Annotated in this window: 16 protein-coding genes; 9 read left to right on the plus strand and 7 right to left on the minus strand. The window is 67.7% G+C overall.

Annotated elements, in window-relative coordinates:
* The first annotated feature begins 171 nt into the window (after window positions 1–171).
* Window positions 172–1,197 (plus strand): 5'-nucleotidase, encoded by a 1,026-nt coding sequence (locus tag ACFPO9_RS18725; protein ID WP_379773315.1) that lies wholly within the window; start codon window positions 172–174, stop codon window positions 1,195–1,197.
* Here ACFPO9_RS18725 and pbpC read toward each other — a convergent pair.
* Window positions 1,092–3,299 (minus strand): penicillin-binding protein 1C, encoded by a 2,208-nt coding sequence (gene pbpC / locus ACFPO9_RS18730; protein WP_379773318.1) that lies wholly within the window; start codon window positions 3,297–3,299, stop codon window positions 1,092–1,094. The genes ACFPO9_RS18725 and pbpC overlap by 106 nt on opposite strands.
* Window positions 3,296–9,070: an alpha-2-macroglobulin family protein gene (locus ACFPO9_RS18735; protein WP_379773320.1), complete on the minus strand. Its 5,775-nt coding sequence runs from the start codon at window positions 9,068–9,070 to the stop codon at window positions 3,296–3,298. The genes pbpC and ACFPO9_RS18735 overlap by 4 nt, the downstream gene beginning before the upstream one ends.
* A 169-nt stretch (window positions 9,071–9,239) precedes the next feature.
* Between ACFPO9_RS18735 and ACFPO9_RS18740 the strand changes: the two genes are divergently transcribed.
* Window positions 9,240–10,640: an L-cystine transporter gene (locus tag ACFPO9_RS18740; protein ID WP_379773323.1), complete on the plus strand. Its 1,401-nt coding sequence runs from the start codon at window positions 9,240–9,242 to the stop codon at window positions 10,638–10,640.
* Here the strand turns inward: ACFPO9_RS18740 and ACFPO9_RS18745 are convergent.
* Window positions 10,609–11,748: an HAF repeat-containing protein gene (locus ACFPO9_RS18745; RefSeq protein ID WP_379773326.1), complete on the minus strand. Its 1,140-nt coding sequence runs from the start codon at window positions 11,746–11,748 to the stop codon at window positions 10,609–10,611. The genes ACFPO9_RS18740 and ACFPO9_RS18745 overlap by 32 nt on opposite strands.
* A 210-nt stretch (window positions 11,749–11,958) precedes the next feature.
* Between ACFPO9_RS18745 and ACFPO9_RS18750 the strand changes: the two genes are divergently transcribed.
* The 3 genes from ACFPO9_RS18750 (at window position 11,959) to ACFPO9_RS18760 (ending at window position 14,342) form a co-directional block, all read left to right on the plus strand.
* Window positions 11,959–12,723, plus strand: a complete 765-nt coding sequence (locus tag ACFPO9_RS18750; protein ID WP_379773329.1) for a histidine phosphatase family protein — start codon at window positions 11,959–11,961, stop codon at window positions 12,721–12,723.
* Between the two features lie 10 nt (window positions 12,724–12,733).
* Entirely contained in the window at window positions 12,734–13,714 is a 981-nt protein-coding gene (locus ACFPO9_RS18755; RefSeq protein ID WP_379773332.1) for an NAD(P)H-hydrate dehydratase, read from the plus strand.
* A 232-nt stretch (window positions 13,715–13,946) separates the two neighbouring features.
* Window positions 13,947–14,342: a hypothetical protein gene (locus ACFPO9_RS18760; RefSeq protein WP_379773335.1), complete on the plus strand. Its 396-nt coding sequence runs from the start codon at window positions 13,947–13,949 to the stop codon at window positions 14,340–14,342.
* Window positions 14,343–14,452: 110 nt separating this feature from the next.
* Here the strand turns inward: ACFPO9_RS18760 and ACFPO9_RS18765 are convergent, their stop codons facing one another.
* From ACFPO9_RS18765 to ACFPO9_RS18775, 3 genes are all read right to left on the minus strand, one after another.
* Window positions 14,453–17,659 (minus strand): efflux RND transporter permease subunit, encoded by a 3,207-nt coding sequence (locus ACFPO9_RS18765; RefSeq protein ID WP_379773337.1) that lies wholly within the window; start codon window positions 17,657–17,659, stop codon window positions 14,453–14,455.
* A gap of 11 nt (window positions 17,660–17,670) precedes the next feature.
* Window positions 17,671–18,852: an efflux RND transporter periplasmic adaptor subunit gene (locus ACFPO9_RS18770; protein ID WP_379773340.1), complete on the minus strand. Its 1,182-nt coding sequence runs from the start codon at window positions 18,850–18,852 to the stop codon at window positions 17,671–17,673.
* Window positions 18,853–19,167: 315 nt separating this feature from the next.
* Entirely contained in the window at window positions 19,168–19,587 is a 420-nt protein-coding gene (locus ACFPO9_RS18775) for a divergent PAP2 family protein (protein ID WP_379773343.1), read from the minus strand.
* 136 nt (window positions 19,588–19,723) lie between these two features.
* Here ACFPO9_RS18775 and ACFPO9_RS18780 point away from each other — a divergent pair, with 136 nt between their 5' ends.
* From ACFPO9_RS18780 to ACFPO9_RS18795, 4 genes are all read left to right on the plus strand, one after another.
* A complete protein-coding gene (locus ACFPO9_RS18780; protein ID WP_379773346.1) occupies window positions 19,724–20,764 on the plus strand; it encodes a DUF475 domain-containing protein in 1,041 nt (346 codons plus the stop codon).
* Window positions 20,765–20,783: 19 nt separating this feature from the next.
* Window positions 20,784–21,359 (plus strand): TerD family protein, encoded by a 576-nt coding sequence (locus ACFPO9_RS18785; protein ID WP_230027983.1) that lies wholly within the window; start codon window positions 20,784–20,786, stop codon window positions 21,357–21,359.
* 83 nt (window positions 21,360–21,442) lie between these two features.
* On the plus strand, window positions 21,443–21,850 hold the full coding sequence (locus tag ACFPO9_RS18790) for a hypothetical protein (RefSeq protein ID WP_379773348.1): 408 nt from the start codon (window positions 21,443–21,445) through the stop codon (window positions 21,848–21,850).
* A 56-nt stretch (window positions 21,851–21,906) separates the two neighbouring features.
* Entirely contained in the window at window positions 21,907–22,881 is a 975-nt protein-coding gene (locus tag ACFPO9_RS18795; protein ID WP_379773351.1) for a CE1 family esterase, read from the plus strand.
* Window positions 22,882–22,902: 21 nt separating this feature from the next.
* Here the strand turns inward: ACFPO9_RS18795 and ACFPO9_RS18800 are convergent, their stop codons facing one another.
* A complete protein-coding gene (locus ACFPO9_RS18800) occupies window positions 22,903–23,367 on the minus strand; it encodes an AraC family transcriptional regulator (RefSeq protein ID WP_379773354.1) in 465 nt (154 codons plus the stop codon).
* Between the last annotated feature and the right edge of the window lie 83 nt (window positions 23,368–23,450).

Here is a 23,450-nt window from a genome sequence, read left to right on the forward strand (position 1 = left end):
GCATGCGATATGGGTAAAACGCAAGACCTCGCCGTCCATTGCTCGCCCTCAAAGGAGGCCTGAATTCTCCTCCATTCATTTCCCCTTGGAATATTCTTATGGAGCCAAGCCGCGTCCGACCTTCCTGTCGGGTAATATCCGATCAGCGCTTTACTCAACCACACAACCGCCATGCCCCTCGACCTCACAGACACCCTCGTCGTCGGTATCTCCGCCACCGCCCTGTTCGACCTGGCCGAAGCGGATGCCGTCTACAAAGCCAAGTACGCGAAAAACCCGCAGAACGCCCTCGATGAGTACCGGGCCTACATGCTGGAGCGCGAAAACGAACCGCTGCGCGACGGCACCGGCATGCCGCTGGTGCGCGCCCTGCTCGGCCTGAACCGCTTTGCGCCATCGGAATCGAAGCCGTTGGTGGAGGTCGTGGTCATGTCGCGCAACAGCCCCGAGACCGGGGTCCGGGTCTTCAACAACATCCGCTCGCGCGGACTGCCGATCTCGCGCCACGCCTTTACCGGCGGGACCTCGGTGGTCGATTACCTGGATGCCTTCGCGGTCGACCTGTTCCTGACCACGAACGTCGAGGACGCGCAGCGCATCATCGACGCCCAGGCCTGCGCCGCCGCCGTACTCAAGCCGCCGCCGCATTCGGGCGATGCGCCGCTCGAAGACCAGGTGCGCATCGCGTTCGATGGCGACGCCGTGCTGTTCGACGATTCGAGTGAGCTGGTCTACAAGACCGAGGGCCTGGGCCGCTTCCACACCGTCGAGGACGAGAAGCAGAACGAGCCGATGAACGACGGCCCCTACGCCATCCTGCTGCGCAAGCTGGCCAAGCTGCAGGAGCGCCTGCCCTTCGGCGCGGATGCCTCGCCGGTGCGCATCGCCATCGTCACCGCGCGCAGCGCGCCGGCCGAGATGCGGGTCATCAATACCCTGCGCCACTGGGGCGTCTACGTGAACGAGATCTTCTTCCTGGGCGGGGTGCCGAAGTCGAAGGTGGTGAAGGCCTTCCGCGCCCACATCTTCTTCGACGACCAGGACCTGCACCTCGATCCGGTGGCCAGGCACGTGCCCTCGGGCCGCGTGCCCTACCGTTCGGACTCGCCGCTGTTTTCGCCGCTGCCGGCGTCCCTGGACATGACTGGCCTGGCCGACGATCCGCCGCTGCTGGTCGAGAAGGTCGAGACCAGCTGAGCGTTTGCGCGCACCTCGAAACGGGCGCTCGCCAGCATGCGCCCGTCCTGTCCCACCAGCTTCAGTTCATGCTTGCCCGGCACCGGCGCCCAGCCGCCGTCCACCGCGGCCTGCCCCACTTCTTCGCCGTCCAGCACCCACACGAGTTCCCTCCCGCCCTGGGCTAAAAAACGCACGCGCTGCAGCGCTTCCGGGATGTCGGGATCGAGCGCGATCAGGCTGGAGTCGGCCGGGTACACGATCTTCGGCTGGCGCTGCGACGGCGCCAGCAGCTCCACCGATGCGGTCTCGCTGCCGCGCACGAACCACTCGCTGCGCGGCGCCTCGACGGCCGGCGTGAAGGCGACCGTCTGCCGCACCAGGCCTGGAGGCGCGGACGGCGCGCGGCTCGGGCTGTCGCGGTGCAGATAGTCCATCAGGTCGCGCCACACCGGGGCCGCGCCGGACACGCCGGACACGTCCCACATCGGCTGCCCATCGAAGTTGCCGACCCAGACCCCGACCGTGTAGCGGCTCGACCAGCCCACGCACCAGTTGTCGCGCATGTCCTTGCTGGTGCCGGTCTTTACCGCGCTCCAGAAGCTGGTGGCGAGCTCGTTGCGCAGGCCGAAGGTCACGCTGCGGGCGCCGCGGTCGGACAGGATGTCGCCGACGATGAAAGCGCCTTTTTCATCGAGCACCCGGTGCTTGCGTTCCGGGACGCGTGCACGCAGCGTGACGCTCCCTTGAAGACCGCCGTTCGCCAGCGTCCGATAAGCGTTGGTCAGTTCGAGCAGGCTGACGTCGGCCGAGCCGAGGGCCAGCGAGTAGCCGTAGAAGTCCGCCGCCTCGGTCAGGCTGGAGAGCCCGGCTTCGCGCAGGCGCTCGTGGAAGCGCTCCAGCCCCGTCAGCATCAAGGTGCGCACCGCCGGGATGTTCAGCGAGCCGGCCAGGCTGGTGCGCACGCTCGCCACCTCGTGGTAGCGGCGGTCGTAGTTCTGCGGGACATACAGGCCGCCGACGGTCGGGATGTCGACCGGCGTATCGTCCAGCAGCGAGGCGGCGTGCAGCAGGCCGCGCTCGATCGCCAGCTCGTACAGGAAGGGCTTCAGGGTCGACCCCGCCTGGCGCAGCGCGGCCACGCCATCGACCTCGCCCGCGCCGCTGTTGGCGACATAGGCCAGGATCTCGCCGCTGTCGTTGTCCAGCACCAGCACCGCGCCGTCGCCGACGTTGCGGCCGGCCAGCTCGGCCAGGTGGCGGCGCAGGGTCATGGCGGCAAAGCGCTGCAGCTGGCCGTCGATGGTCGAGCGCAGCACGCGCGGACCTTTGCCGCCGTCCAGCAGCAGGCGCGCGAGCCGGGCCGGCGGCTGCTGGAAGGCCGCGCCCTGACGGCTCAAGGCCACCTCGACCTGCCATTCGATGGTGGCGCAGGGCGATGCCGCCTTCAGCTCGGCCGCCAGCGCGCAGGCGCGCCTTGCGACTTCGCGCACGGAGGCGCCCGGCGCGCGCAGCAGGCTGGCCAGGATCGCCGCTTCGCCGGTATCCAGGCCGGACGGCGCCTTGCCGAACAGGCCGCGCGAGGCCGCGCCAACGCCCTGCAGCTCGCCGCGGAAGCTGGCCAGGTTCAGGTAGGCTTCCAGGATCTGCTGCTTGCTCCAGCCGGCTTCCAGCTCGCGCGCGGCGAGCGCCTGGTCCCACTTCTGGCGCCAGCTGCGGCCCGCCGCGCGCGAGGCCAGCGCCGGGTCCAGCAGGCCGGCCAGCTGCATGGTGATGGTCGAGGCGCCGCGCAGGCGCGCCTGGCCGCCGCGCACGCGGAACAGGTTGTCCCAGGCCGCCTGGCCGACCGCCTGCAGGTCGATGCCGCCGTGCTCCATGAAGTGCTGGTCCTCGGCCTGCATCACCGCACGGCCCAGGCTGGGCGAGATTTCGGAAAGCAGAACCCAGGGCTGGCGCCGCGCCGCCATGTCGATGCGCACGCTTTCCAGCGGCTGGCCGTGGCGGTCGAGCAGCTGCGCCTCCGACGGCTGCCAGGCCGCCCTGACTTGCGCCGGCGTCGGCACCGCGGCGATCGCCGGCGCCGCCAGGACCGCTGCAAGCAGCAGGGCGTACCGTTTATTCACGGCCCCACCGCCACCGCCGCATTCGGCACTTCGCCGAACATCTCCGGGTTGTACATCGCCTCGACCCGCGTCACCGGCATGCTGAAGCGGCCTTCGTTATTCAGGCGCACCGTGTACTCGACGCTGAAGCTGCCTTTCGGGACGAACTCGTAGTAGGAGCGGAAGGCGCTCTGCGTCCGTTCCTGGAAGGCCGGCCACACCCAGCCGCGGGCACGCTCGCCCGAGGCCGCGATCTGGCTGTCGCGTCCCAGGCCGGTGCCGAGGATGCTGGCGCCGGCCGGGATCGGATCGTCGACCACGACCCAGGTCATGTCGGCCTGGGCGTCGATGTCGAGGCGCACGCGGTAGACGTCGCCGCGCGACCACTGGCCCCTGGTCTTCTGTTCGACCGGCGTGATGCTGCGGCTGATGCGATAGCCCGAGGACAGCGGCGCCTTCAGGGGAATCGCCGCCAGGCTGCGCACCGTGGCCCAGGGCTTGCCGCTGCCCAGCTGGCGCAGCTTCAAGGTCGCCGGCCCTTCCGGCCAGGCCTGCAGCAACGTGGACGGCACCGTGCCGGTCCAGGAGGCCCCGCCCAGCGTCAGCTGCGCCTTGCCTTGTACCGGCTCGGCTTCGTACTTGCGCGAGAAGGCATCGATCGCCACCACGCCCCAGGCGTTGGCGGTGGTCGTCTGCCAGCGGCCGTGCTGCTGGCGGCCCAGCGCGCCGCGCGCCAGGCGGCCGATGTCGGCCTGCCAGAAGGGGTCGTTCATTGCCGCCAGCAGCAGGCGGTTGGCATTCGCGTCCGTGGACGCCATCAGCCACCACCATTCGTCGCTGCGCTCGGTCGAGAAGCCCATCGTCGTGCCCTGCAGGTTCATGCGCGCGCGCAGCACCTGGCGCGCCTGGGCGAGCGCCTGCTCGCGCTGCGGCAGGCCGGCGCCGCGCATCAGGATCTGGTACCAGTCGAGCACCGCGGAGGTCGGCCACAGGTTCGGCTGGACCGTGATCGATTCGAGCAGCGCCGGCGCGACCTGCCCGCTGCGCGACAAGGCCTCCAGCGCGGACAGCTTGCGCACCGTGAGCTCGCCGCTGGCCAGCAGCGGCGGACGCGCGATCCGTCCCTGCACGAAGGACGTCAGCCCCGCTTCCATGCGCTGCTTCAGGTCTTCCGGGATTTCGTAGCCTGCTTCGCCCGTCAGCGACAGCACATAGGCGGTCAGGACATCGCTGCCCTGGTCCATGGTCGCGAAATACTTGACCAGGCCGTCGGCGTCAAGGTGGGCCGGCAGGGTCGCCACCGTCGACTCCCACAGCGCCTTGTCGCGCAGCGCCACCGAGCGCGAGGTGCGCTGCTCGAAGCAGGTGTAGGGATAGGCCTGCATGTAGTCGCGCACGCCGGGCAGGTCGCCGCCGAGGCGCGCCGTGAGCAGGGTCTGGATGCCGCCGCGGCCCGGCAGCGCATCGCCTGGACGCTGCACCGGCAGGGTCTTTTCGCCGTCGAGCTGGATCAGCGTGGCCTGCAGGGTGCGCACCGGCACGGCGGGGCTGACTTGCTGGCGGATGCGCATGCGGTCCTGCGCGCCCTCGCCGGCTGCACCTTCGACTTCCCACTGCAGGGTCTTGACGCCCGCCGGCGCCTGCACCGTCCAGCCTACCTCGCGCGACTCGCCCGGCGCCAGCCTCAGGTCCAGCGGCGCCAGCGCCTGTCCCCTGGCGCCGTCGGCGGCCATGCTGGCGCTCAGGCGCACCGCCAGTTCGCGCTGGGAGGCGTTGCGCACCGTGAAGCCGGCGCGGAAGGCGTCGCCCTCGCGCACGCTGGCCGGGAGGCCGGACAGCAGCATCAGGTCCTGGGTGGTGCGGATGTCGGCCGTGCCGGTGCCGAACAGTCCCGCGCCGCCGGCAGCGACCGCGACGATCCTGAAACTGCCCAGCGTGTCGTTGAGCGGCACCTGCACGCTGGCCTCGCCGTTCGCGTCCAGCGTCACCTTGCCCTTCCACAGCAGCAGGGTCTCGAACAGTTCGCGGGTGGCGCTGCGCCCGCCCCCGCCGCCGTGCGGGAAGGCCTTGCGGCCGAAGTGGCGCTTGCCGATCACCTGCATCTGCGCGGTCGCGGTCTGCACCTGCAGGCTCCGCTCGCGCATCATGGCCTCCAGCAGGTTCCAGCTGGTGTTGGGCATCAGCTCCAGCAGACCGGCGTCCACCGCGGCCAGCGCCACCTCGGTTCCCGCCGGCAGCTTGCGGCCGCCCGGCGCTTCGACCTTGATCTTCACGCCCGCCTGTTCGCGGACTTTATACACCTGGCGCTCCGTGCTCACCTGCACCTTCAGTTCGTGCGGCGCCCAGCCGACCTTGATCGGCGCGATCCCCAGTTTATAGGCCGGCTTGCCGAGGTCGACCAGCGCGGCCGGCTGCACGCCCGCCACGCGCCCGCGCACGACGAAGGCGGACACGAACACATTCGGCGCATAACTCGCCTTGACCGGAATGCGCACCAGCTGCTCGCGACCGGACAGGCGCCGCACATAGCTGTCGAGGATGCCCTCGCGCTCGACCGTCACCAGCACGGTCGCGTTGCGGAAGGGGCTGCGCACTTGCAGGGTGGCGGTGTCGCCGGCTTCGTAGCGCTTCTGCGCCGGCAGCAGGTCGATGCGGTCGTGGTCGCCGCCCGCGAACCACTGTTCCTCGTCGCCGCCGATCCAGACCTCGCGCTGGGTCGCCGCCACCCGTCCCTGGGCGTCGCTGGCGCGGGCGCGCAGGATCAGGTCTCCTTCCGCAGGCGCCTTCACGTCGCACGGCAGCAGGCCGCGCGCATCGGTGACGCCGCTGCAGGCCTCGCCGAGGCGCTTGATCTCGCTGCTGTGTTCATAGGCGTAGAAGCCGCCGACCAGACGCCGCCGGTGCGAGGTGGTCTGGCGCACGAAGAAATCGACGCCGACCGGCACGCCGGCTACCGGCTTGCCCGCCACGTCCAGCACCACGGCCTGGAATTTCACGGCGTCCTTCTTCAGCAGCCAGCCTTCCGGTTTCAGGCCGACCACCCAGGCGGACGGCCACAGCGCCACGCGCGCGGCCACCGTCGAGGTCTCGCCGTTCGCGTCCTGGTAGGAGAGCTCGGCCAGCAGGCTTTTCGGCTTGTCGAGCTGCGGCAGCCTGTCGACCGCGATGCGGGCGCCGCCGGCACGGTCCAGGTTCAGGGACTGGGTGCGCGCGGCTTCCAGCTGGCTGCCCTCCTCTTCGCTTTCCGGCGCCGCGCCTTCGCCCTCGTCCTCCTCCCCGCCCATGCTGCCCTGCGCCACCACGCCTTCCCTGACGTCGCCCAGGCCCAGGCTGAACTCCTCGTAGCCGGGAAACTGGATGCCGGTATCCTGGACCACGCTGCGCAGCTTGACCGGCGCCTGGCCGGCCGGGCCGCCTGCTAGAAAACCGACCTGTGCATCGAAGCTGACGCTGGACGGCGCCACCTGGGCATCAAGCGGCGCCTTCAATATCGCCTTCATGGTCGGCACGCGGAACTGCTCGACGCGGAAGGAGCCGGACAGCAGGCCGCCGACCAGCACCTCGTACACGCCCAGCTTCGCATCCTGCGGAATCTTCCATTCGCCCTGGGCGGCGCCGTTCGCGTCCCAGGCCAGGGCAAGTTCCGTCTTCTCGCCGCTGCCCTGGTGGACCAGGAAGGCCTTGGCCGGCAGCGCGGACTTTTCGGCGTCGGCATCGGCGTCAGGCCCGCGATTGCGCCATGCCTGGCCTGCGTCCGGGGCTTTGTCGCCGGCGCGCAGCATGGCGAAACCGGCCATGGTCTGGCGGCGCATGAAATGCTTCATGTGGACGGTCTCGCCGGCGCGCAGCAGGCTGCGGTCGAATACGGTGGCGGCGATGCGGCTGTCTTCGAAGCGCCCGCCGGCCGGCAGGTTGAAGCGCCAGTTCTCGATGCCGTCGTGCCAGTCGGACAGGGTAAACGTGAAGTCCTCGCCGCTGCGCGCCGTGATGAAGTAGTTATCCTGGCCTTTGCAGCGCGAGGGCGGCAGCTCCTTGCGGATGCGCGCGATGCCCTGGGCGTCGCTGGCGCCGCTCCACAGCAGGCGCGCCGCGCAGTCGCGCACCTCGACCTGGGCGCCGGCCACCGGCCTGCCCTTGTCGAGCGACGTCACCCACACCAGCGAAGACTGGGCGCCCAGCTTGAAGTGGGCGGCCAGGTTGGTCACCAGGGCCGCGCTGCGCACCCAGGCGGTGCGTCCTTTCGGGTTGAGCGCGGCGCCCAGGCGCGGGCTCTCCAGCTCCACCACGTAAAAGCCGGGATCACGCAGCGGGATGCCGATGACCTCGAAGGCGCGCCGCCCGTTCGGCTTGGGCAGGGTGAACCGCTGCAGCGTCTCCTTTTTCACGGCGCCGCCGGCGAACACGGAGACTTCCAGCTGTTTGCCGGACGGCTGCGAGGGCATCCAGCCGCCCCAGGGGCCGGACAGTTTGTGCAGCCAGTCGATGATCTCCTTCTCGCGTCCGGCCTTGAGCTGCAGCGCCGCGCCGCTGCTGCGCATGGTGCCGGCCAGCTTCGCTTCGACATTGCGCACCGTGACCGGCAGCATGCGGTCCCCTTTCGCTTCGAGGATGCCGAAGGGCGCCGCGAACTTGACCAGGGGCGGCGCCTCGCCGGTGCGCACCGGCAGCGGGAAGCGCGCGGCATTCACCAGCGGACGCCCGGCATCGTCCTTCAGCCCGGCCGGCAGGTGCAGGGTCAGGCTGGCCTGCTGCGGGAACGGGCCGGGCAGGCTGACCGTGCCGACGGTATTGGTCCTGTCCGCCTCCTTGCCCAGCGCCGCCGGATGGCGCTTGCCGCCCGCCTCTTCCAGGTAGATCGCACGCGCGTCCGCCACGGCGATGGGCGCGCTGAAGTTCACCCGCATCGGCAGGAAGGGAATGCATTGGGCGCGCGCGCTGACCCGCTCGCAGCTCAGCCTGGCGCTGAAATCCGGCCGGGTTTTATAAGCGAGCATCTGGTCGGTGGTGGTGGCGGCGCCGTTGGCGGCGGCGATGCCCGCGCCCCAGGCCAGCGCCAGCTTCGTATCGGCCGGCAGCGTGCGCTGGCATTGCAGCACCAGGAAGCGCTCCAGCTTGCCGGCCTTGTCGTCGGCCCGCAGCTGCGCGAGCGTCCAGGGTTTGCCGGGCGCCCGCGTTTCTTCATCCTGCAGGGTCCGCTGCAGCAGCCCGCGGCTGGCGAACAGCGCCTGCGCGCGCGCCTCGCCTGCCAGGATGCGCACGCCGATCTTTTCGGCGATGCCGTCGGCCTGGCACCAGGCATGCGCAGTGACCGAAGCCGGCGTGGCCGGCGCCGACAAGCCCAGCACGAAGGCCTGGCGCTCGTCGATGGATCCGCTGCCGTCGTAGGGCTGGCTCTGCAGCACGGCGGGGCCGCCGGTCATCAGCAGGAAGTCGCGCTTGCCCTCGACCGGCTGTCCGGCCAGGTCGCGCAAGTCCTTGCGCAGCTGGAAGCGGCAGCGCAGGGCGCCGGGCAGGTCGCGCTCGAAGTCGTAGACCCAGGTGCGCTCGTCGACCCAGCGCCCGGCGCCGGGAACCGGACAGTCGACCTCGATCGGCGCCGGTGCGCGCAGGTCGCCGAAGGGCACCATCGCCGCGCTGAAGCGGGCGGTGGCCTGGCGCACCTCGCGCACCGCGCCTTCGGGCGTGAATAATTCGATGGCCGTGCGCGCAGGCGGCGCGGGCGGCGGACTTTGCGCCCAGGCGCCGGCGTACCAGCACGTCAATACCAGGACCAGCACCTTCAGCAAGCTCATGCCACGCATCTCGTCTCTCCCGTCCGAAGCCAGCCGAGTCTTGCAAGATTGAATAGTACTGTCAACAACATTTACAAGAGGACAGCAAACGCGCCGGGAAAAGCGGTGCTGTCATGCACGCCATGCATAAATCACTATAAAATGCGTCAGTTATATTTCCGGTACGCATATGAGCCTCCCACTGATCCTGAACCTGGCCATCGCCCTCGCCGTCTGCGCCCTGCTGTTCGTCATGCAGCAGCGCCACGCTTCCTTCACCAAGCGCGTGTTCACCGGCCTCGGCCTCGGCGTGCTGGTCGGCGCCGGCTTCCAGTTGGCTTACGGGCTCGATTCCCCCGTCATCGCCCAGACCAATGCCTGGCTCGACGTGGTCGGCAGCGGCTACGTCAAGCTGCTGCAGATGATCATCATCCCGCTGATCATGGTCTCGATCATCCAGGCCATCCTCAAGCTGCGCGACGCCTCTTCGCTGGGCAAGATCAGCGCGCTCACGATCGGCACCCTGATGGTCACCACGGCCATCGCCGCTTCGATCGGCATCCTGATGGCCAAGCTCTACGGCCTCACCGCGGTCGGCCTGACCTCGAGCGCGGCCGAAGTCGCGCGCGGCGCCTACCTCGAAGGCAAGCTGGCGACGGCCCAGCAGCTGTCGCTGCCGAACACCATCCTTTCCTTCATCCCGGAAAACCCCTTCCTCGACATGACCGGGGCGCGCAAGACCTCGACCATCGCGGTGGTGCTGTTCTCGATCTTCATCGGCGTCTCGGCGACGGGCATCGCCGCCAAGCACGCGGACGTGTTCGAATCCTTCGCCCGCTTCGTGCACGTGGCCCACGTGATCGTGATGCGCATGGTGAGCCTGGTGCTGCGCCTGACGCCGATCGGCGTGTTCGCACTGATCGCCCAGGTGCTGGACAGCTCCAGCATGCAGGACATCCTGAAGCTGATCAATTTCGTGGCGGCCTCGTACAGCGCGCTGATCCTGATGTTCTGCGTGCATCTGCTGATTGTCTCCGGCGTCGGCCTGAACCCGTTGCGCTACGTGAAGAAGATCTTCCCGGTGCTGGCCTTCGCCTTCACCTCGCGCACCTCGGCCGGCAGCATCCCGATGAACGTGCAGACCCAGACCGCGCGCCTCGGCACGCCGGAAGGCATCGCCAACTTCGCCGCCTCCTTCGGCTCGATGATGGGCCAGAACGGCTGCGCCGGCATCTACCCGGCCATGCTGGCGGTGATGATCGCCCCGACCGTCGGCATCGATCCCTGGACCAGCGGATTCCTGCTGCCGCTGATCGGCATCGTCACCATCGGCTCGGTGGGCGTGGCCGGGGTCGGCGGCGGCGCCACCTTCGCCGCCCTGATCGTGCTGTCGGCGATGAACCTGCCGGTGGCCCTGGCCGGCCTCTTGATCTCGATCGAACCGCTGATCGACATGGGCCGCACCGCCCTCAATGTGAGCGGCTCCATCACGGCCGGCACCCTCGCCAGCCGCGTGCTGGGCGAAACCGACATGCGCGTCTTCAACAGCGACGCCGCGATCAACCTCGACGGCGACGAACAGGTAGCCTGAGCCCCCGTCCGCGCGCCAGTCCCAGGGCCAGGCCGGCCGCCAGCAGGGCGAAGGTCGGCGGCTCGGGCACGGCCGACACCAGGTCGAGCCGGACCGCCTGGCAGACGCCCGCCCGGCAAGCCTGGGCGGCGATCTGCTGCAGGTCGTTGATGGCGTTCGCGTCCGTGATGGTCCAGCCCGAGGCCGGATCGATCAGCGTGTTCAGGTCGACCATTTCGCCGTCTAGATAGAGGAAGGCAAATCCGGCATCTGCGCCGCTGGCCCAGCCGACCACCTGGCCCAGGTTGTTGATGTCGTTGGCACCACTGCTCCAGTTCGCCGGCACGCCTTCCAGCATGTGCATCTGCCCGTTCTCGTACAGGAAGGCGGACCTCGGGTAGATGTCGCCGGGGTTTCCCGGAAGCGAATCGACGCCGAGATAGCCCACCACCTGCCCGTTGTCGTTGATCGAGTTTGCCGCGCTCCAGGGCCCGCCCAGGTTGCCCAGGCCGGTCATTACCCCGTTGTGGTAGACGAAAGGATCCTCCGGCCAGTTGGGCGCACCGTGGAACATGTTCGCGGCGGCGCCGACGACATCGCCATGGCTGTTGATGGCGAAGGCACGGCTGCCGTCGCCGTAGGACAAGGTGCCCAGGTCGGTCAGGCTCCCGTTCGACCAGGTGAAGCCATGCCAGTAGGTGTCGTCGGGCGTCCTCACGAGCATCGAACCGGCAATCGTGCCGCTGTTGTTGATGCCGTAGGCCTGCATGGAATCGCCGCCGGAAATCGCGCTCATCGTGCTGCCGCTGTAGATGAAGCCATGGGCGAAGCCGTCGGCGTTTTCGGCATTGCCGACGACCTGCCCGAGATCGTTGATGGCGTTCGCGCCGCTGTTCGCACCGCCGAAGGTGCCGATCTCGGTCAGGACGCCGCCGCCATACACGAAGCCATGATAGGCCGAGCCCGTATACATCGAGCCGACCACCTGGCCCTGGTTATTGATGTCGCGCGCCCAGCTGTCGGCGCCGCCGACCACGGTGACCGCATAGCGAGGATCGGCCGACGCCAGCAAAGGCGCCGCCAGCGCCGCCGCGGCAATCAGGGACTGTAGAAATCGGGTACGACGCATGGGAGCCTCCGCCTGATGAATGGATGCCGGAGTATGGCGTGCAGCCGATGCGTGCGGCATGAGCACGCTCAGCGCGGAAGCGGATGAGGCGCATTCCTACATGCCCTTTCTCGCACACTGCCGGCTTTCGTTTTCAGCCGGAATCGTGCGCAGACGTCTTGCCGAATCCGTCTATGATCATGTCATGTCAAAATCACAAACAGGTTGGTGATGGATCAAAAGTGGCCTCAGGAAATCTGGCTGGTCAGGCACGGGCAAAGCGCCGGCAATGTCGCGCGCGATGCCGCCGAAGCAGCTGCCGGCTTGCGTGTGGATATTGCCGAGCGCGACGTCGACGTGCCCCTGTCCGCACTCGGCATGCAGCAGTCGCAGGCGCTGGGCGCCTGGTTCGGCGCCCTTCCCGAGCACACGCGGCCGAACGTCGTGCTGTATTCGCCCTATGTGCGCGCGGTCCAGACCGCCAAGTTCCTGATGGAGCGCCTCGACCGCGAAGACCTGCTGGCCGTGCACGCCGACGAACGCCTGCGCGAAAAGGAATTCGGCATCCTCGACCGCCTGACCGTGCGCGGCATCGCCGATCAATTTCCCGACCTGTATGAACAGCGCCGCCACGTCGGCAAGTTCTATTTCCGCCCGCCCGGCGGCGAGAGCTGGTGCGACGTCATCCTGCGCCTGCGCAGCGTGCTGGACACGCTCACCCGCGAATACTGCCGCGAGCGCGTGCTGATCGTCGGCCACCAGGTCATCGTCAACTGTTTCCGCTACCTGATCGAGCGCATGGACGAAGCCACGATCCTCGAACAGGACCGCCTGGGCGACGTGCCGAACTGCTCGGTCACCTCCTACGCCTTCGACCCCTCGCTGGGCAAGCGCGGCAAGCTGGCGCCGCGGCTGGTCAATTTCGTCGCACCGCTCGAAGCAACGGGTACCCCCGTCACCACCGGCAAGGATGTGCCGGCGGCGGCGAAGGCTTGAGGCGCACTTCATGACGCTGCAATCCAACGCCCGTCCGCGTGACCTCGATGCAAGCATGCTGCGCAGCTGGCCGCTGCCGATCCCTTCCCACGACGCCGACAAGGAAGAGCGCGGCCACGTGCTGATCCTGGGCGGCTCGCGCGAAATGCCGGGCGCCGTCATCCTGGCCGCCGTCGCCGCCCTGCGCGCCGGCGCCGGCAAGCTGACGGTCGCCACCGGCAACAGCGTGGCCCAGCTGGTGGCGCTGGCGATACCCGAGTCGCGCGTGCTGGGCCTGGCCGAGAACGAAGCCGGCGGTTTCACGGTCGAAGCGGTGGCCGCGCTCGATCCGCTGGCCGACCGCATCAACGCGGTCCTGATCGGTCCCGGCATGCAGGACGAGGAAGCCACCGCGCGCCTGGTGCACGCGCTGCTGCCGCGCCTGCACGGCACCGACACCAGCATCATGCTCGACGCCAACGCGATGGGCGCGATCCTGCATCCACCGGCCGGCGTCAACCCGCCCTTCCGCTTCGACGTTCCTGTACTGGTGACGCCGCACGCGGGCGAGATGGCGCACCTGACCGGCATCGCGAAGGAAGAGATTTCCGCCGGCGACGACCGCCTGGCCCTGGACATGGCGCAGCGCTGGAACGCGGTGGTGGCGCTGAAGGGGGCGCGCACCGTGATCGCCACGCCGGACGGCGAACGCTGGCAGCACGAAGGCGGCAACGTCGGCCTGGCCACTTCCGGCTCGGGCGACGTCCTGGCCGGCATCATCGCCGGGCTGGCGGCGCGCGGCGCCGGACTGGCCCAGGCCGCGGGCTGGGGCGTGGTGCTGCATGCGCGCGCCGGCGAACGCCTTGCGGCGCGGCTCGGCAAACTCGGCTACCTGGCGCGGGAACTGGCGGACGAGGTCCCCGCGCTGCTCGAACAAGCCGCCGGCGATACCGCCGACACGGCGACCAGACCATCCGGCAGTTTCGCCGGTGGAACGAGAGTGGAACGCTGATGGTTCGGCTCTCAATGATAAAGGTGTGCAATTCGGGAACCGGGAAGCGCCATGTCAGGTCTACCGGAGTCGAATTCGTCCACCACAATGGGGCCGCGTTCTGCGTCGGTTCCACCATGGTTCCTTGAGAGGCCGAAAGGTCCTGTTGGAACTAACCTGGCGTCGTCGACCCTCCAGCGCCTCACCTGGAGACGGCGGCAAAAAAAGTAGACGTGAACGAGGAGTAAAACAAATGAAAGCTCTTAACAACGCATCGAAGATCCTGTTTGCCGCAGCCCTGATGGCAAGCCTGGCGGCTTGCAAGAAAACCGACACCACCAGCACGACCGGCACCGGCGACACGGCGGCCACCGCGCCGAGCAGCACCTCGGGCACCAGCGGCACCGGCAGCACCGGCGCGGCGGGTGACACCGCCACCGGCACCGGCACCACGGGCACGACCGGCACCGGCACCACCGGCGCTACCGGCACCATGGGCGATACCGGCACCGGCGCAACCGGCACCGGCGCCACCGGTACCGGCACCACGCCGCCGGTCGACGGCACCGGCACCGGCACCGGCGCTACCGGTACGGGCACGACCGGCACCGGCACCACGCCTGCCACCGGCACCGGCACCGGCCATTAATTGCAGTCAAGCACGGCGCATTCGCAAAGGGCCTGGAACGGGTCCTTTGCAGCGGCGAAAAAAAAGGCCTGCGCGAGCAGGCCTTTCCATTTGCGGCGGTGCAACCGTGCTTATGCGGCCGCAGTCCCCTCGCGGCGGCCGGTCGCAAAGCGGCCCGCCTTGACGATCATGCGGAACACGAAGCGCACCATCACGATGGTCAGGATCGCTTCCACGAAGGTCATCACGAAGGCCGGCAGCGCCGTGAAGCGCAGCGCGCGGCGGCGGAACTTGGCGCCCATGCGGTCCTTGGCGATCTCGATGCTGTCGTAGAAGGTCGGCACGACCAGCAGGGTCAGCATGGTCGAGGTGATGGTGCCGCCGATGATGGCGATCGCCAGCGGACGGTAGAACTCGCCGCCCTCGCCCAGGCCCATCGCCACCGGCAGCATGCCGGCGATCAGCGCGAAGGTCGTCATCAGGATCGGACGCAGACGGGCGCGGCCGGCTTCCATCAGCGCTTCCTCGCGGTCCATGCCTTCGGCTTCGCGGGAACGCGCCGCATCCAGCAGCAGGATCGCGTTCTTCGCCACCAGGCCCATCAGCATGATGATGCCGATCAGGCTCATCAGGTTGATCGTCGAATTGCTCAGCAGCAGAGCCACGACCACGCCGATCAGCGACAGCGGCAGCGACAGCATCACGCCGCCCGGCGCCGTGAAGGAGCCGAACTGCATCACCAGGATCAGGTACATCAGGCCGATACCGGACAGCAGCGCGATCACCATCTCGGTGAACAGTTCCTGCTGGTCCTGGCCCATGCCGCCCAGCTGCAGGCCATAGCCCGGCGGGAAGTCCATGCTCTTGGCCAGTTTCATGGCGTCGGCGGTGACTTCACCGTTCGAGCGGCCCTGCACGTTGGCGGACACGGCGATGATGCGCTTGCCGTCCTTGTGCTCGATGGTCGACGGGCCCTTGCCCATGGTGATCGTTGCGATCTGGTCCAGCGGCACCAGCATATTGCTGCCGGTAACGGCGATCGGCAGGCGCTCGATGTTCTCGGTCGCCACCCGGTCGTCCGGATGCAGGCGCACGGCCACGTCGCGGGTTTCGCCGGTCGGGTCGACCCAGTCGCCGACTTCGATGCCGGCAAAGGCCACGCGCAGCGCGCTGGCGGCGTCGCCGACCGAGATGCCCATCGAGTTCGCCAGGCCGCGGTCGAGCACGATCTGCAGCTCGTCCTTCGGGTCCTGCTGCGACAGGCTGACGTCGACCGCGCCCGGCACCTGGCGCAGCTTCTCCATGTAGGCGGTGGTCAGTTCCATCAGCTTGCGCGAATCCGGACCGGTGAACTCGATCTGCACCGGCTTGCCGCCGCCGTTGTTCAGGTCGTCCTGGACCACGAACTCGGCGCCGACCAGCGGCTTGAGGCGCTCGCGCAGGTCGGCCGCGATTTCGGCGGCGCTGCGGGTGCGCTCGGTGCGCTTGCCGATGTCGACGTAGACGCGGCCGCCGCTGGCGCCGATGTAGTCGTTGGTTTCCTTGGTTTCCTTGATGCCGCGGGCGATTTCGGCCGCTTTTTCCATCTTCAAGTGCGCATATTCGACCGACGAGGATGGCGGCGTGCGCACGTCGATGGCGATGTTCTGCTGGTCGGACTTCGGCAGGAAGGACGAGCCGCCGAATTTCATGTGCAGGGCGATCGCGCCGACGAAGCTGGCGACGGCGATCACGGCCATCGACTTGCGGTGATGCAGCGCCCAGGCGATCACGCGGCCGTAGCGGTCGGCCTGGTGGTCGAACCAGACGTTGAATTTCGCCAGCGCCTTCGACAGGCCTTTCTTCGGCGCGTGGTGGTAGCCCGGCGGGTCGCCCCAGAAGGCCGACAGCATCGGGTCGAGGGTGAAGGAAATGAACAGCGACACCGCCACCGAGGCCGTCACGGTCAGCGCGAACGGGCGGAACCATTCGCCGGACATGCCCGGCATGAAGGCCACCGGAATGAACACGGCCATGATCGAGAAGGTGGTCGAGGCCACCGCCATGCCGATCTCGGCGGTGCCTTCGAGGGCCGCGGTGCGGCGGTCGGAACCGTTTTCCATGTGGCGCACGATGTTTTCACGCACCACGATCGCATCGTCGATCAGCACGCCGATCGCCAGCGACAGGCCGAGCAGGGTCATGAAGTTCAGCGTGAAGCCGCACAGCCAGACCGCGATGAAGGCGGCCAGCACCGAGGTCGGCAGCGACATCGCGGTGATCAGGGTCGAACGCCAGGAGTTCAGGAAAGCGTACACCACGAAGATGGTCAGCACGGCGCCCAGCACCAGCGATTCGATCACGTTGTTCAGGCTGTTCTGGGCGTTCTTGCCGCCGTCGCGCACGACTTCGATACGCGTACCCTTCGGCAGATCCTTCTGGATCTCGTCGACCATCTTGCGCACCTTGTCCGCCACGGTCACCGTGGAGCCGTCGCGGGTACGGGCGATCTGGATGCCGACGTTGTCGTTGCCGCTGCGGATCGACAGGCCGTCGACGTCGGCGAAGCCGTCCTTGATCTCGGCCACCTGGTTCAGGCGCACGATCTGCTCGCCGTTGCGCTTGACCACCACCTGCTGGAAGTCGTCCGGATGCTCGATGCGGCCCACCAGGCGGATGCTCTTCTCGTCGAGCACGCCGCGCACCTTGCCTACCGGGGCATTGGTGTTCTGGCGCTGCAAGGCGCTGGTGACATCGCCGACCGACACGTTGTATTCACGCAGCTTGTCGGCGCGCAGCAGGACCGACAGTTCACGCTTGAGCGAACCGTTGACGGTCACGGTGGACACGCCGTCGATGCTGCGGAAGCGGTCCGCCAGCACGTCCTCGGCCAGGCGCGAGATCTCGGCCTTGCTCTGGGTGCTGGACGACAGCGCCACGTTCATGATCGGCTGGGCCGACGGGTCGAAGCGGCGCAGGATCGGCTCGCGCATCTCGATCGGCAGCTTGTAGCGCACCGCCGCGATCGCATTGCGGATGTCGTCCGAGGCTTCGATGATGTTGCGCTTGAACTCGAACTGGATCCAGAACTGGGCCGAGCCCTCGTTGGCGGTGGAGTTCATCTCGTGCACGCCGGGAATGCTCTGCATCGACTTTTCGAGGCGGTTGATGATCTCGCGCTCGACCGTCTCGGGCGACGCGCCCGGATACGGAATCATCAGCATGATCGCGGGCATCTCGACGTCCGGGCTCTCGTTGACGCGCAGCTTTTTCAGCGCGAGCAGGCCCAGGCACATCATCATCACGATCAGCACGATCGTGGCGATCGGCTTCTTGACGCTAAAGTTGGAAAGGAACATGGTGGTTCGCCTTATTTTCCTTGTGCGCCAGGATTGCCGACGCTGGCCAGCGCCTGGGCCTGGGCCTTGGGCGCCGCCATCACGATCGCCTGGCCATCCTTCAGGCTCGAATTCGGTGCGCGCAGCACCAGGTCGCCGGCGGCGAGGCCGGATTTGACTTCGTAGGCGCCGGTGCGCTGGTCGCGCGCGCCGATCCCCAGGTCGGCCTTGACCAGCGACTTGCCGCCGGCGCCGATTTTCCAGGCGTAGGTATGGTCGCCGGACTTCACCAGCGCGCTCTCGGGCACCATCAGGACCGAGCTGGTTTCGGCGTCGATGCGGCCTTCGGCGTACAGGCCGGACACGCGCGGCTGCTCGCCGGTCAGGCCGACCAGCACCTCGACCTGGCGCGTCACTTCGTTCGCGGCCGGGTCGATGCGCTTGACCACGCCGGTGAACTGGCGGTCGCCATAGCCGTTGATGCGGTAGCTCACCCGCTGGCCCACCTTGACGGTGCTGATCTTGTCGGCCGAGACGCGGCCTTCGTAGCGCATCGAGGTCGGGTCGATGACCTTCAGCAGTTCCTTGCCGATGGCGGCGGTGTCGCCGGCGGAAACCTTGCGGTCGGAGACGATGCCGTCGAACGGCGCCCTGACGACGGTGCGGCCGACCTGCTGGCGCGCCGCGGCCAGGCGCGAGCGCGCGGCCGAGACTTCGCTCTGGGCGGTGTTGCGGCGCACTTCGGCGTCGTCCAGGGCCTGGGCCGAGGTCATGCCGGAGGCGCGCAGGGTCTTCAGGCGGTCCAGCGCGCGGGTCGACTGCTCGAAGGCCTGGTCGGCGGCGCGGACGGAGGCCTCGGCCGACATCAGGCTGTCGCGGATCGAGGTCTCGTCGAGCTTGACCAGCACGTCGCCGCGCTTGACCGGCTCGCCGTTCTCCTTCAGCACCTGCAGGACCACGGCCGAGACTTCGGCGCGCAGGTCGGCCTTGCGTTCCGGCTGAATCGAGCCGGTGATCACGGGACCCGAAGCGAGCGCATTGCTCTGCACCGTCAGCACGTCTTCCGGCTGGACCAGCAGCTGGACAGGCTTGCCATCTTTCTTGGCATCCGCCTGCGCAGTCGCAGTGGCCGGCTTGGCGGGTTCCTTGTCACTTTTGCCGCAGGCGGCAAGCGCCGAAGCAATGGCAAGGACGAGTAGGGTTTTGCGCAGCATTTCGTGGTTCTCCCGAGTGGACTCGCTACCTGTAAATATAAGAATATAAAAAGCCAGCGCGCAGTATCCGTGAGCCTGACAGGGCAGTCAATCGGCGATCGGCGGAGCGTGGTTTTCGAGGGATGAACTGCGTTTTTTGGCGATGAACTGCAGTTGAGCGGGGGTGAAATGCGTCCGGATGCGGACAGTTGGCGGACAGTGCGGACAGTGATGACGCTAATGGCAGATCGCGCAACTTGGATTCCCGCCTGCGCGGGAATGACGAGCCAACACCGTCGTCCCCGCGCAGGCGGGGATCCAAGTTGACGTTCAGCTTTACTTCACAAACAAGTGATACACCAGGTTCCCCATCAAAATCCCGGTAAGGATCCCCCCGCCGATCTCGACCAGGGTATGCCCCATGCGCTCGCGCAGCTTGCGGAAGCCGTCCCTGCCCTCGGACAGGCGGTTGATGGCGGCGGCCTGGCGGCCGACGTGCTGGCGCAGGCTGTTGGCGTCGATCATGACGATGAAGCACAGGGTGACCGCGACGCCGAACGCCGGATGGCTGATGCCCTCGCGCAGCGCGATCAGGGTCGCCATGCTGGTCACGGTAGCGCTGTGGTTGCTCGGGAAACCGCCGTTGCCGACCAGGTTGAAGGCCCAGGCGCGCTGGCGCGCACTGTTGATCAGGAATTTGATCGGGCCGACCACCAGCCAGGTCAGCAGCGGGGTCAGCAGGTAAGTGAAGTCCATGTGAGTTCCAATGTGTTATTACAAACGTAATGCCGGGCAGCATTATCGCAGAAGCGATGCGCCTGCCATACAGGGAAACCAGTATTATCCCGTCCAGTGTGGTTTATTAAGCAAGCTAGTACATAAGGAGAATTGAATGCAACATTTCAAGCTGTCTTTCGCAGTGACGGTGGTCCTGCTGGCGCTGGCCGCCTGGTGGGGCTACAGCCACGGCGGCGCCGGCGGGCTGGTGCAGGCCCTGTGGATCGCGGCGGTACTGGGCGTGCTTGAAGTGTCGCTGTCCTTCGACAACGCGGTGGTCAACGCCACCGTACTGCGCAACTGGAACGCATTCTGGCGCAAGCTCTTCCTCACGGTGGGCATCCTGGTGGCCGTGTTCGGCATGCGCCTGGTGTTTCCGCTCCTGATCGTGTCGGTGGCGACCGGGCTGGGCCTGGTCGACGTCTGGCACATGGCCGTCAACACGCCGGACGAGTACGCGCGCCAGCTCACGGCCCAGCACGCCGAGGTGGCGGCCTTCGGCGGCGCCTTCCTGCTGCTGGTCTTCCTCAACTTCCTGTTCGACGAGGAAAAGCAACTCCACTGGCTGGGCTGGATCGAAGAAAAGGTCGGCGAGTTGGGCAGCGAGGGCCTGGCCATCCTGCTGACCCTGGTCGCCGTGTTCGGCTGCATGAGCCTGATGCCCGAGCCGCAAAAGCTGCCGGTGCTGGTCGCCGGCGTGGTCGGCGTGATCGTCTACGTGGGCGTGGACTGGATCAGCGGCCTGCTCGAAGAGGAGGAACACGATCCCAAGGTCGGCAAGCTGATCTCGCAGGGCAGCATCGGCGGCTTCCTCTACCTCGAGGTGCTGGACGCCTCGTTCAGCTTCGACGGCGTGATCGGCGCCTTCGCCATCACCAACGACGTCGTCATCATCATGCTCGGCCTGGCCATCGGCGCGATGTTCGTGCGCTCGCTGACGGTGTTCCTGGTGCACAAGGGCACGCTGGACGAGTTCGTCTATCTCGAGCATGGCGCCCACTACGCGATCGGCATCCTGGCCCTGATCATGTTCGCCAGCGTCGAATACGAGATCCCGGAATGGTTCACGGGCCTGTCCGGGATCGCCTTCATCCTGGTGTCGCTGTGGTCTTCGGTGCGCCACAAGCGCCGCGAACAGCTCGAAACCAGCACCTAATCAAAAAGAAAGGAACATCATGGCGATCAGTCTGCAAAAAGGCGGCAACGTCAATCTGTCCAAGGAAGACCCGAGCCTGAAAAAGGTCATCATCGGCCTGGGCTGGGACCCGCGCGCCAGCGACGGCGCCACCTTCGACCTCGACGGCAGCGCCTTCATGCTGCGCGGCGACGGCAAGGTGCGCGGCGATGCCGACTTCATCTTCTACAACAACCTGCAGTCGAGCGACGGCTCGCTCAAGCACACCGGCGACAACCGCACCGGCCAGGGCGAAGGCGACGACGAGCGCCTGCTGGTCGAGCTGTCGCGGGTGCCGGCCGACGTCGAGAAGATCGCCTTCGCCGTCACCATCCACGAAGCCGACCAGCGCCGCCAGAACTTCGGCCAGGTGGCGCGCGCCTTCATCCGCTGCCTGAATGCGGACGGCGAGCGCGAGATCGCACGCTACGACCTGTCCGAGGACAGCTCGACCGAAACGGCGATGATCTTCGGCGAACTCTACCGCTACGGCAGCGAATGGAAGTTCCGCGCCGTCGGCCAGGGCTACAACGGCGGCCTTGGTCCGCTGGCCCGCTCCTTCGGCGTCAACGTGTAGGCGCATGCGCTTTTGACAATCCGCCCGCTCATCGGCAGAATGGGCGCGACTTCATTCACGCCCATCACTCACGCCCCTACCCCATGCCCTCGACCATTCCACGCCGCGCCAGTGTCCTGATTGCCTCCGTCCTCGTCGCCGCGATTGTGCTGTTCGCGCTGTACACGGCGCTCGTGCTGCACTGGTCGTATTCCGAGGGCGAACGCGCCGGCTACCTGCAGAAGCTGTCGCGCAAGGGCTGGCTGTGCAAGACCTGGGAAGGCGAGATCCTGCTGTCGAGCATGCCGGGCGCCATCCCCGAGCGCTTCGCCTTCTCCGTCCGCGACGAAGCCGTCGTCAAGCAGCTGCAGGCCGCCATGGGCCAGCGCGTGCAGCTCAGCTACGCCCAGCACGTCGGCCTGCCGACCAGCTGTTTTGGCGAGACCAGCTATTTCGTCGAGAAAGCCGTGGTCGGCGGCAACAATCCGGCGGCGCCGAATCCGGGCACTTGATACGCAAAAAGAATCAATAGCCGAGTTATCGATACTTTTTCATATCAGGTGATGCCATGAGAGGACGGGCTGCGGGATGTCTGCTGGCGCTGTGCGGTGCGCTCGGCGCCGCCCAGGCCTCCACCATCGTCGACTACACGCTGCTGCGTCCCGAAGGCCGGCGCCACTACCTCGTGGTGGAGCCGGACCGGCTGGCGCGCAGCAACCGCCCCACCGTGATCCTGCTGCACGGCCATGGCGCCTCGGCCGCCTTCATGGTCGGCCTCGAATCGTTCGGCCTATATAAGGCTCAGGACTGGATCCGCCTCGCCGAGCGCGAGCGCGTGATGCTGATCGCGCCGGACGGCATCAAGGGCGCCGACGGCAAGCAGGCCTGGAACGATTGCCGTGCGGACGCCGCCAGCAATGCCACCAGCGACGACGTCGGGTTCCTCGCCTCCCTGATCGACACCGCCGTCAACGAACTGGGCGCCGATCCGGAGCGCATCTACGTGTTCGGCAGCTCGAACGGCGGCGGCATGGTCTACCGGCTGGGCATCGAACTGGGGCCGAAGCTGGCCGCGATCGGCGTGCAGAGCGCGCTGATGCCGATGCAGAGCCGCTGCAAGGCGCCGGTGTATCCGATCTCCGTGTTCGTCTCGCACGGCACCGCCGACGACATCGCGCCCTACTACGGCGGCAAGGTCGGGCACTGGCTGCTGCGCGACCGCGGCAGCGGCGTCAGCGCCGACGAATCGGTGGCCATGTGGCGCCGCGCCGCCGGCCTGCCGGAAGCGCCGATGCGCTTCCGCCTGCCGCACCTGCAATCCTCGGACCCGACCTCGGCCACGCGCTATGTCTGGGGCAGCGACCCGGCCCGGGTGCAGGTCGAGTTCATGCGCATCGACGGCGGCGGCCACACGCACGCCTCCAAGGCCGAGGAACTGCCGTGGATCCTGCGCAAGCTGGTCGGCAACATGAACCACGACCTCGACACCGCCGAAGAGGCCTGGAACTTCTTCAAGGACAAGCGGACGACGGGCGTGCGCTGAGGCGCCGGCTGCGCCGCCTGCTTACGCTAGAGGCAGGCGCAATTCGCAGGCGAAGCTGCCGTCGGCCTCGGCGCGCCAATGGCGGGGATAGTATTCGGTGCAGGGCCGCGTGAAGTCGGCCGACCGGCCGCTGGCCGGCAGCCATTCGCGCAGCAGCCATTGCCAGGCGCCCGGCACTTCCCAGGCCTGGCCCGAGAACGCGGCCACCGCGTTGACGCCGCCCGGCAGCAGGGTGATGAAGACGCCGGGCGGCGCCGTGAAATCGGCATCCACCTCGACGCCCGCATCGTAGCGGCAGTCCTGCGCCGGCGTGACGGCCGGGTCGTCGTGGCCGATGCCGTAGGTGGCCGCGCCGAGCAGGCCCTGTTCCCGCAGCCAGGGGCGGAAAGCCGCCATCCAGAAGCGGCCGATCTCCGGTCCGTAGGGCCCGGTCTTGCGCATGGTGGCGATGCGCACCGGCGGCAGCGTGGCGATGTCGACCTTCATTTCCGACGGCTCCTCAAGAAAGCGGTGAGCCCATTCTAGGCGCGCCGCGCGGGCGCCCCAACTGGAAGATCCTACAGGTGGGT

This window comes from Massilia aerilata, assembly GCF_042656905.1.
Taxonomy (GTDB): Bacteria; Pseudomonadota; Gammaproteobacteria; order Burkholderiales; family Burkholderiaceae_D; genus Telluria; species Telluria aerilata.

Bases quoted from the DNA above. Each gene is read 5' to 3' on its own strand.
- ACFPO9_RS18725 (WP_379773315.1), top strand. From the start codon at position 172: ATGCCCCTCGACCTCACAGACACCCTCGTCGTCGGTATCTCCGCCACC.
- ACFPO9_RS18735 (WP_379773320.1), bottom strand. From the start codon at position 9,070: ATGAGCTTGCTGAAGGTGCTGGTCCTGGTATTGACGTGCTGGTACGCC.
- ACFPO9_RS18740 (WP_379773323.1), top strand. From the start codon at position 9,240: ATGAGCCTCCCACTGATCCTGAACCTGGCCATCGCCCTCGCCGTCTGC.
- ACFPO9_RS18745 (WP_379773326.1), bottom strand. From the start codon at position 11,748: ATGCGTCGTACCCGATTTCTACAGTCCCTGATTGCCGCGGCGGCGCTG.
- ACFPO9_RS18750 (WP_379773329.1), top strand. From the start codon at position 11,959: ATGGATCAAAAGTGGCCTCAGGAAATCTGGCTGGTCAGGCACGGGCAA.
- ACFPO9_RS18755 (WP_379773332.1), top strand. From the start codon at position 12,734: ATGACGCTGCAATCCAACGCCCGTCCGCGTGACCTCGATGCAAGCATG.
- ACFPO9_RS18760 (WP_379773335.1), top strand. From the start codon at position 13,947: ATGAAAGCTCTTAACAACGCATCGAAGATCCTGTTTGCCGCAGCCCTG.
- ACFPO9_RS18765 (WP_379773337.1), bottom strand. From the start codon at position 17,659: ATGTTCCTTTCCAACTTTAGCGTCAAGAAGCCGATCGCCACGATCGTG.
- ACFPO9_RS18770 (WP_379773340.1), bottom strand. From the start codon at position 18,852: ATGCTGCGCAAAACCCTACTCGTCCTTGCCATTGCTTCGGCGCTTGCC.
- ACFPO9_RS18775 (WP_379773343.1), bottom strand. From the start codon at position 19,587: ATGGACTTCACTTACCTGCTGACCCCGCTGCTGACCTGGCTGGTGGTC.
- ACFPO9_RS18780 (WP_379773346.1), top strand. From the start codon at position 19,724: ATGCAACATTTCAAGCTGTCTTTCGCAGTGACGGTGGTCCTGCTGGCG.
- ACFPO9_RS18785 (WP_230027983.1), top strand. From the start codon at position 20,784: ATGGCGATCAGTCTGCAAAAAGGCGGCAACGTCAATCTGTCCAAGGAA.
- ACFPO9_RS18790 (WP_379773348.1), top strand. From the start codon at position 21,443: ATGCCCTCGACCATTCCACGCCGCGCCAGTGTCCTGATTGCCTCCGTC.
- ACFPO9_RS18795 (WP_379773351.1), top strand. From the start codon at position 21,907: ATGAGAGGACGGGCTGCGGGATGTCTGCTGGCGCTGTGCGGTGCGCTC.
- ACFPO9_RS18800 (WP_379773354.1), bottom strand. From the start codon at position 23,367: ATGAAGGTCGACATCGCCACGCTGCCGCCGGTGCGCATCGCCACCATG.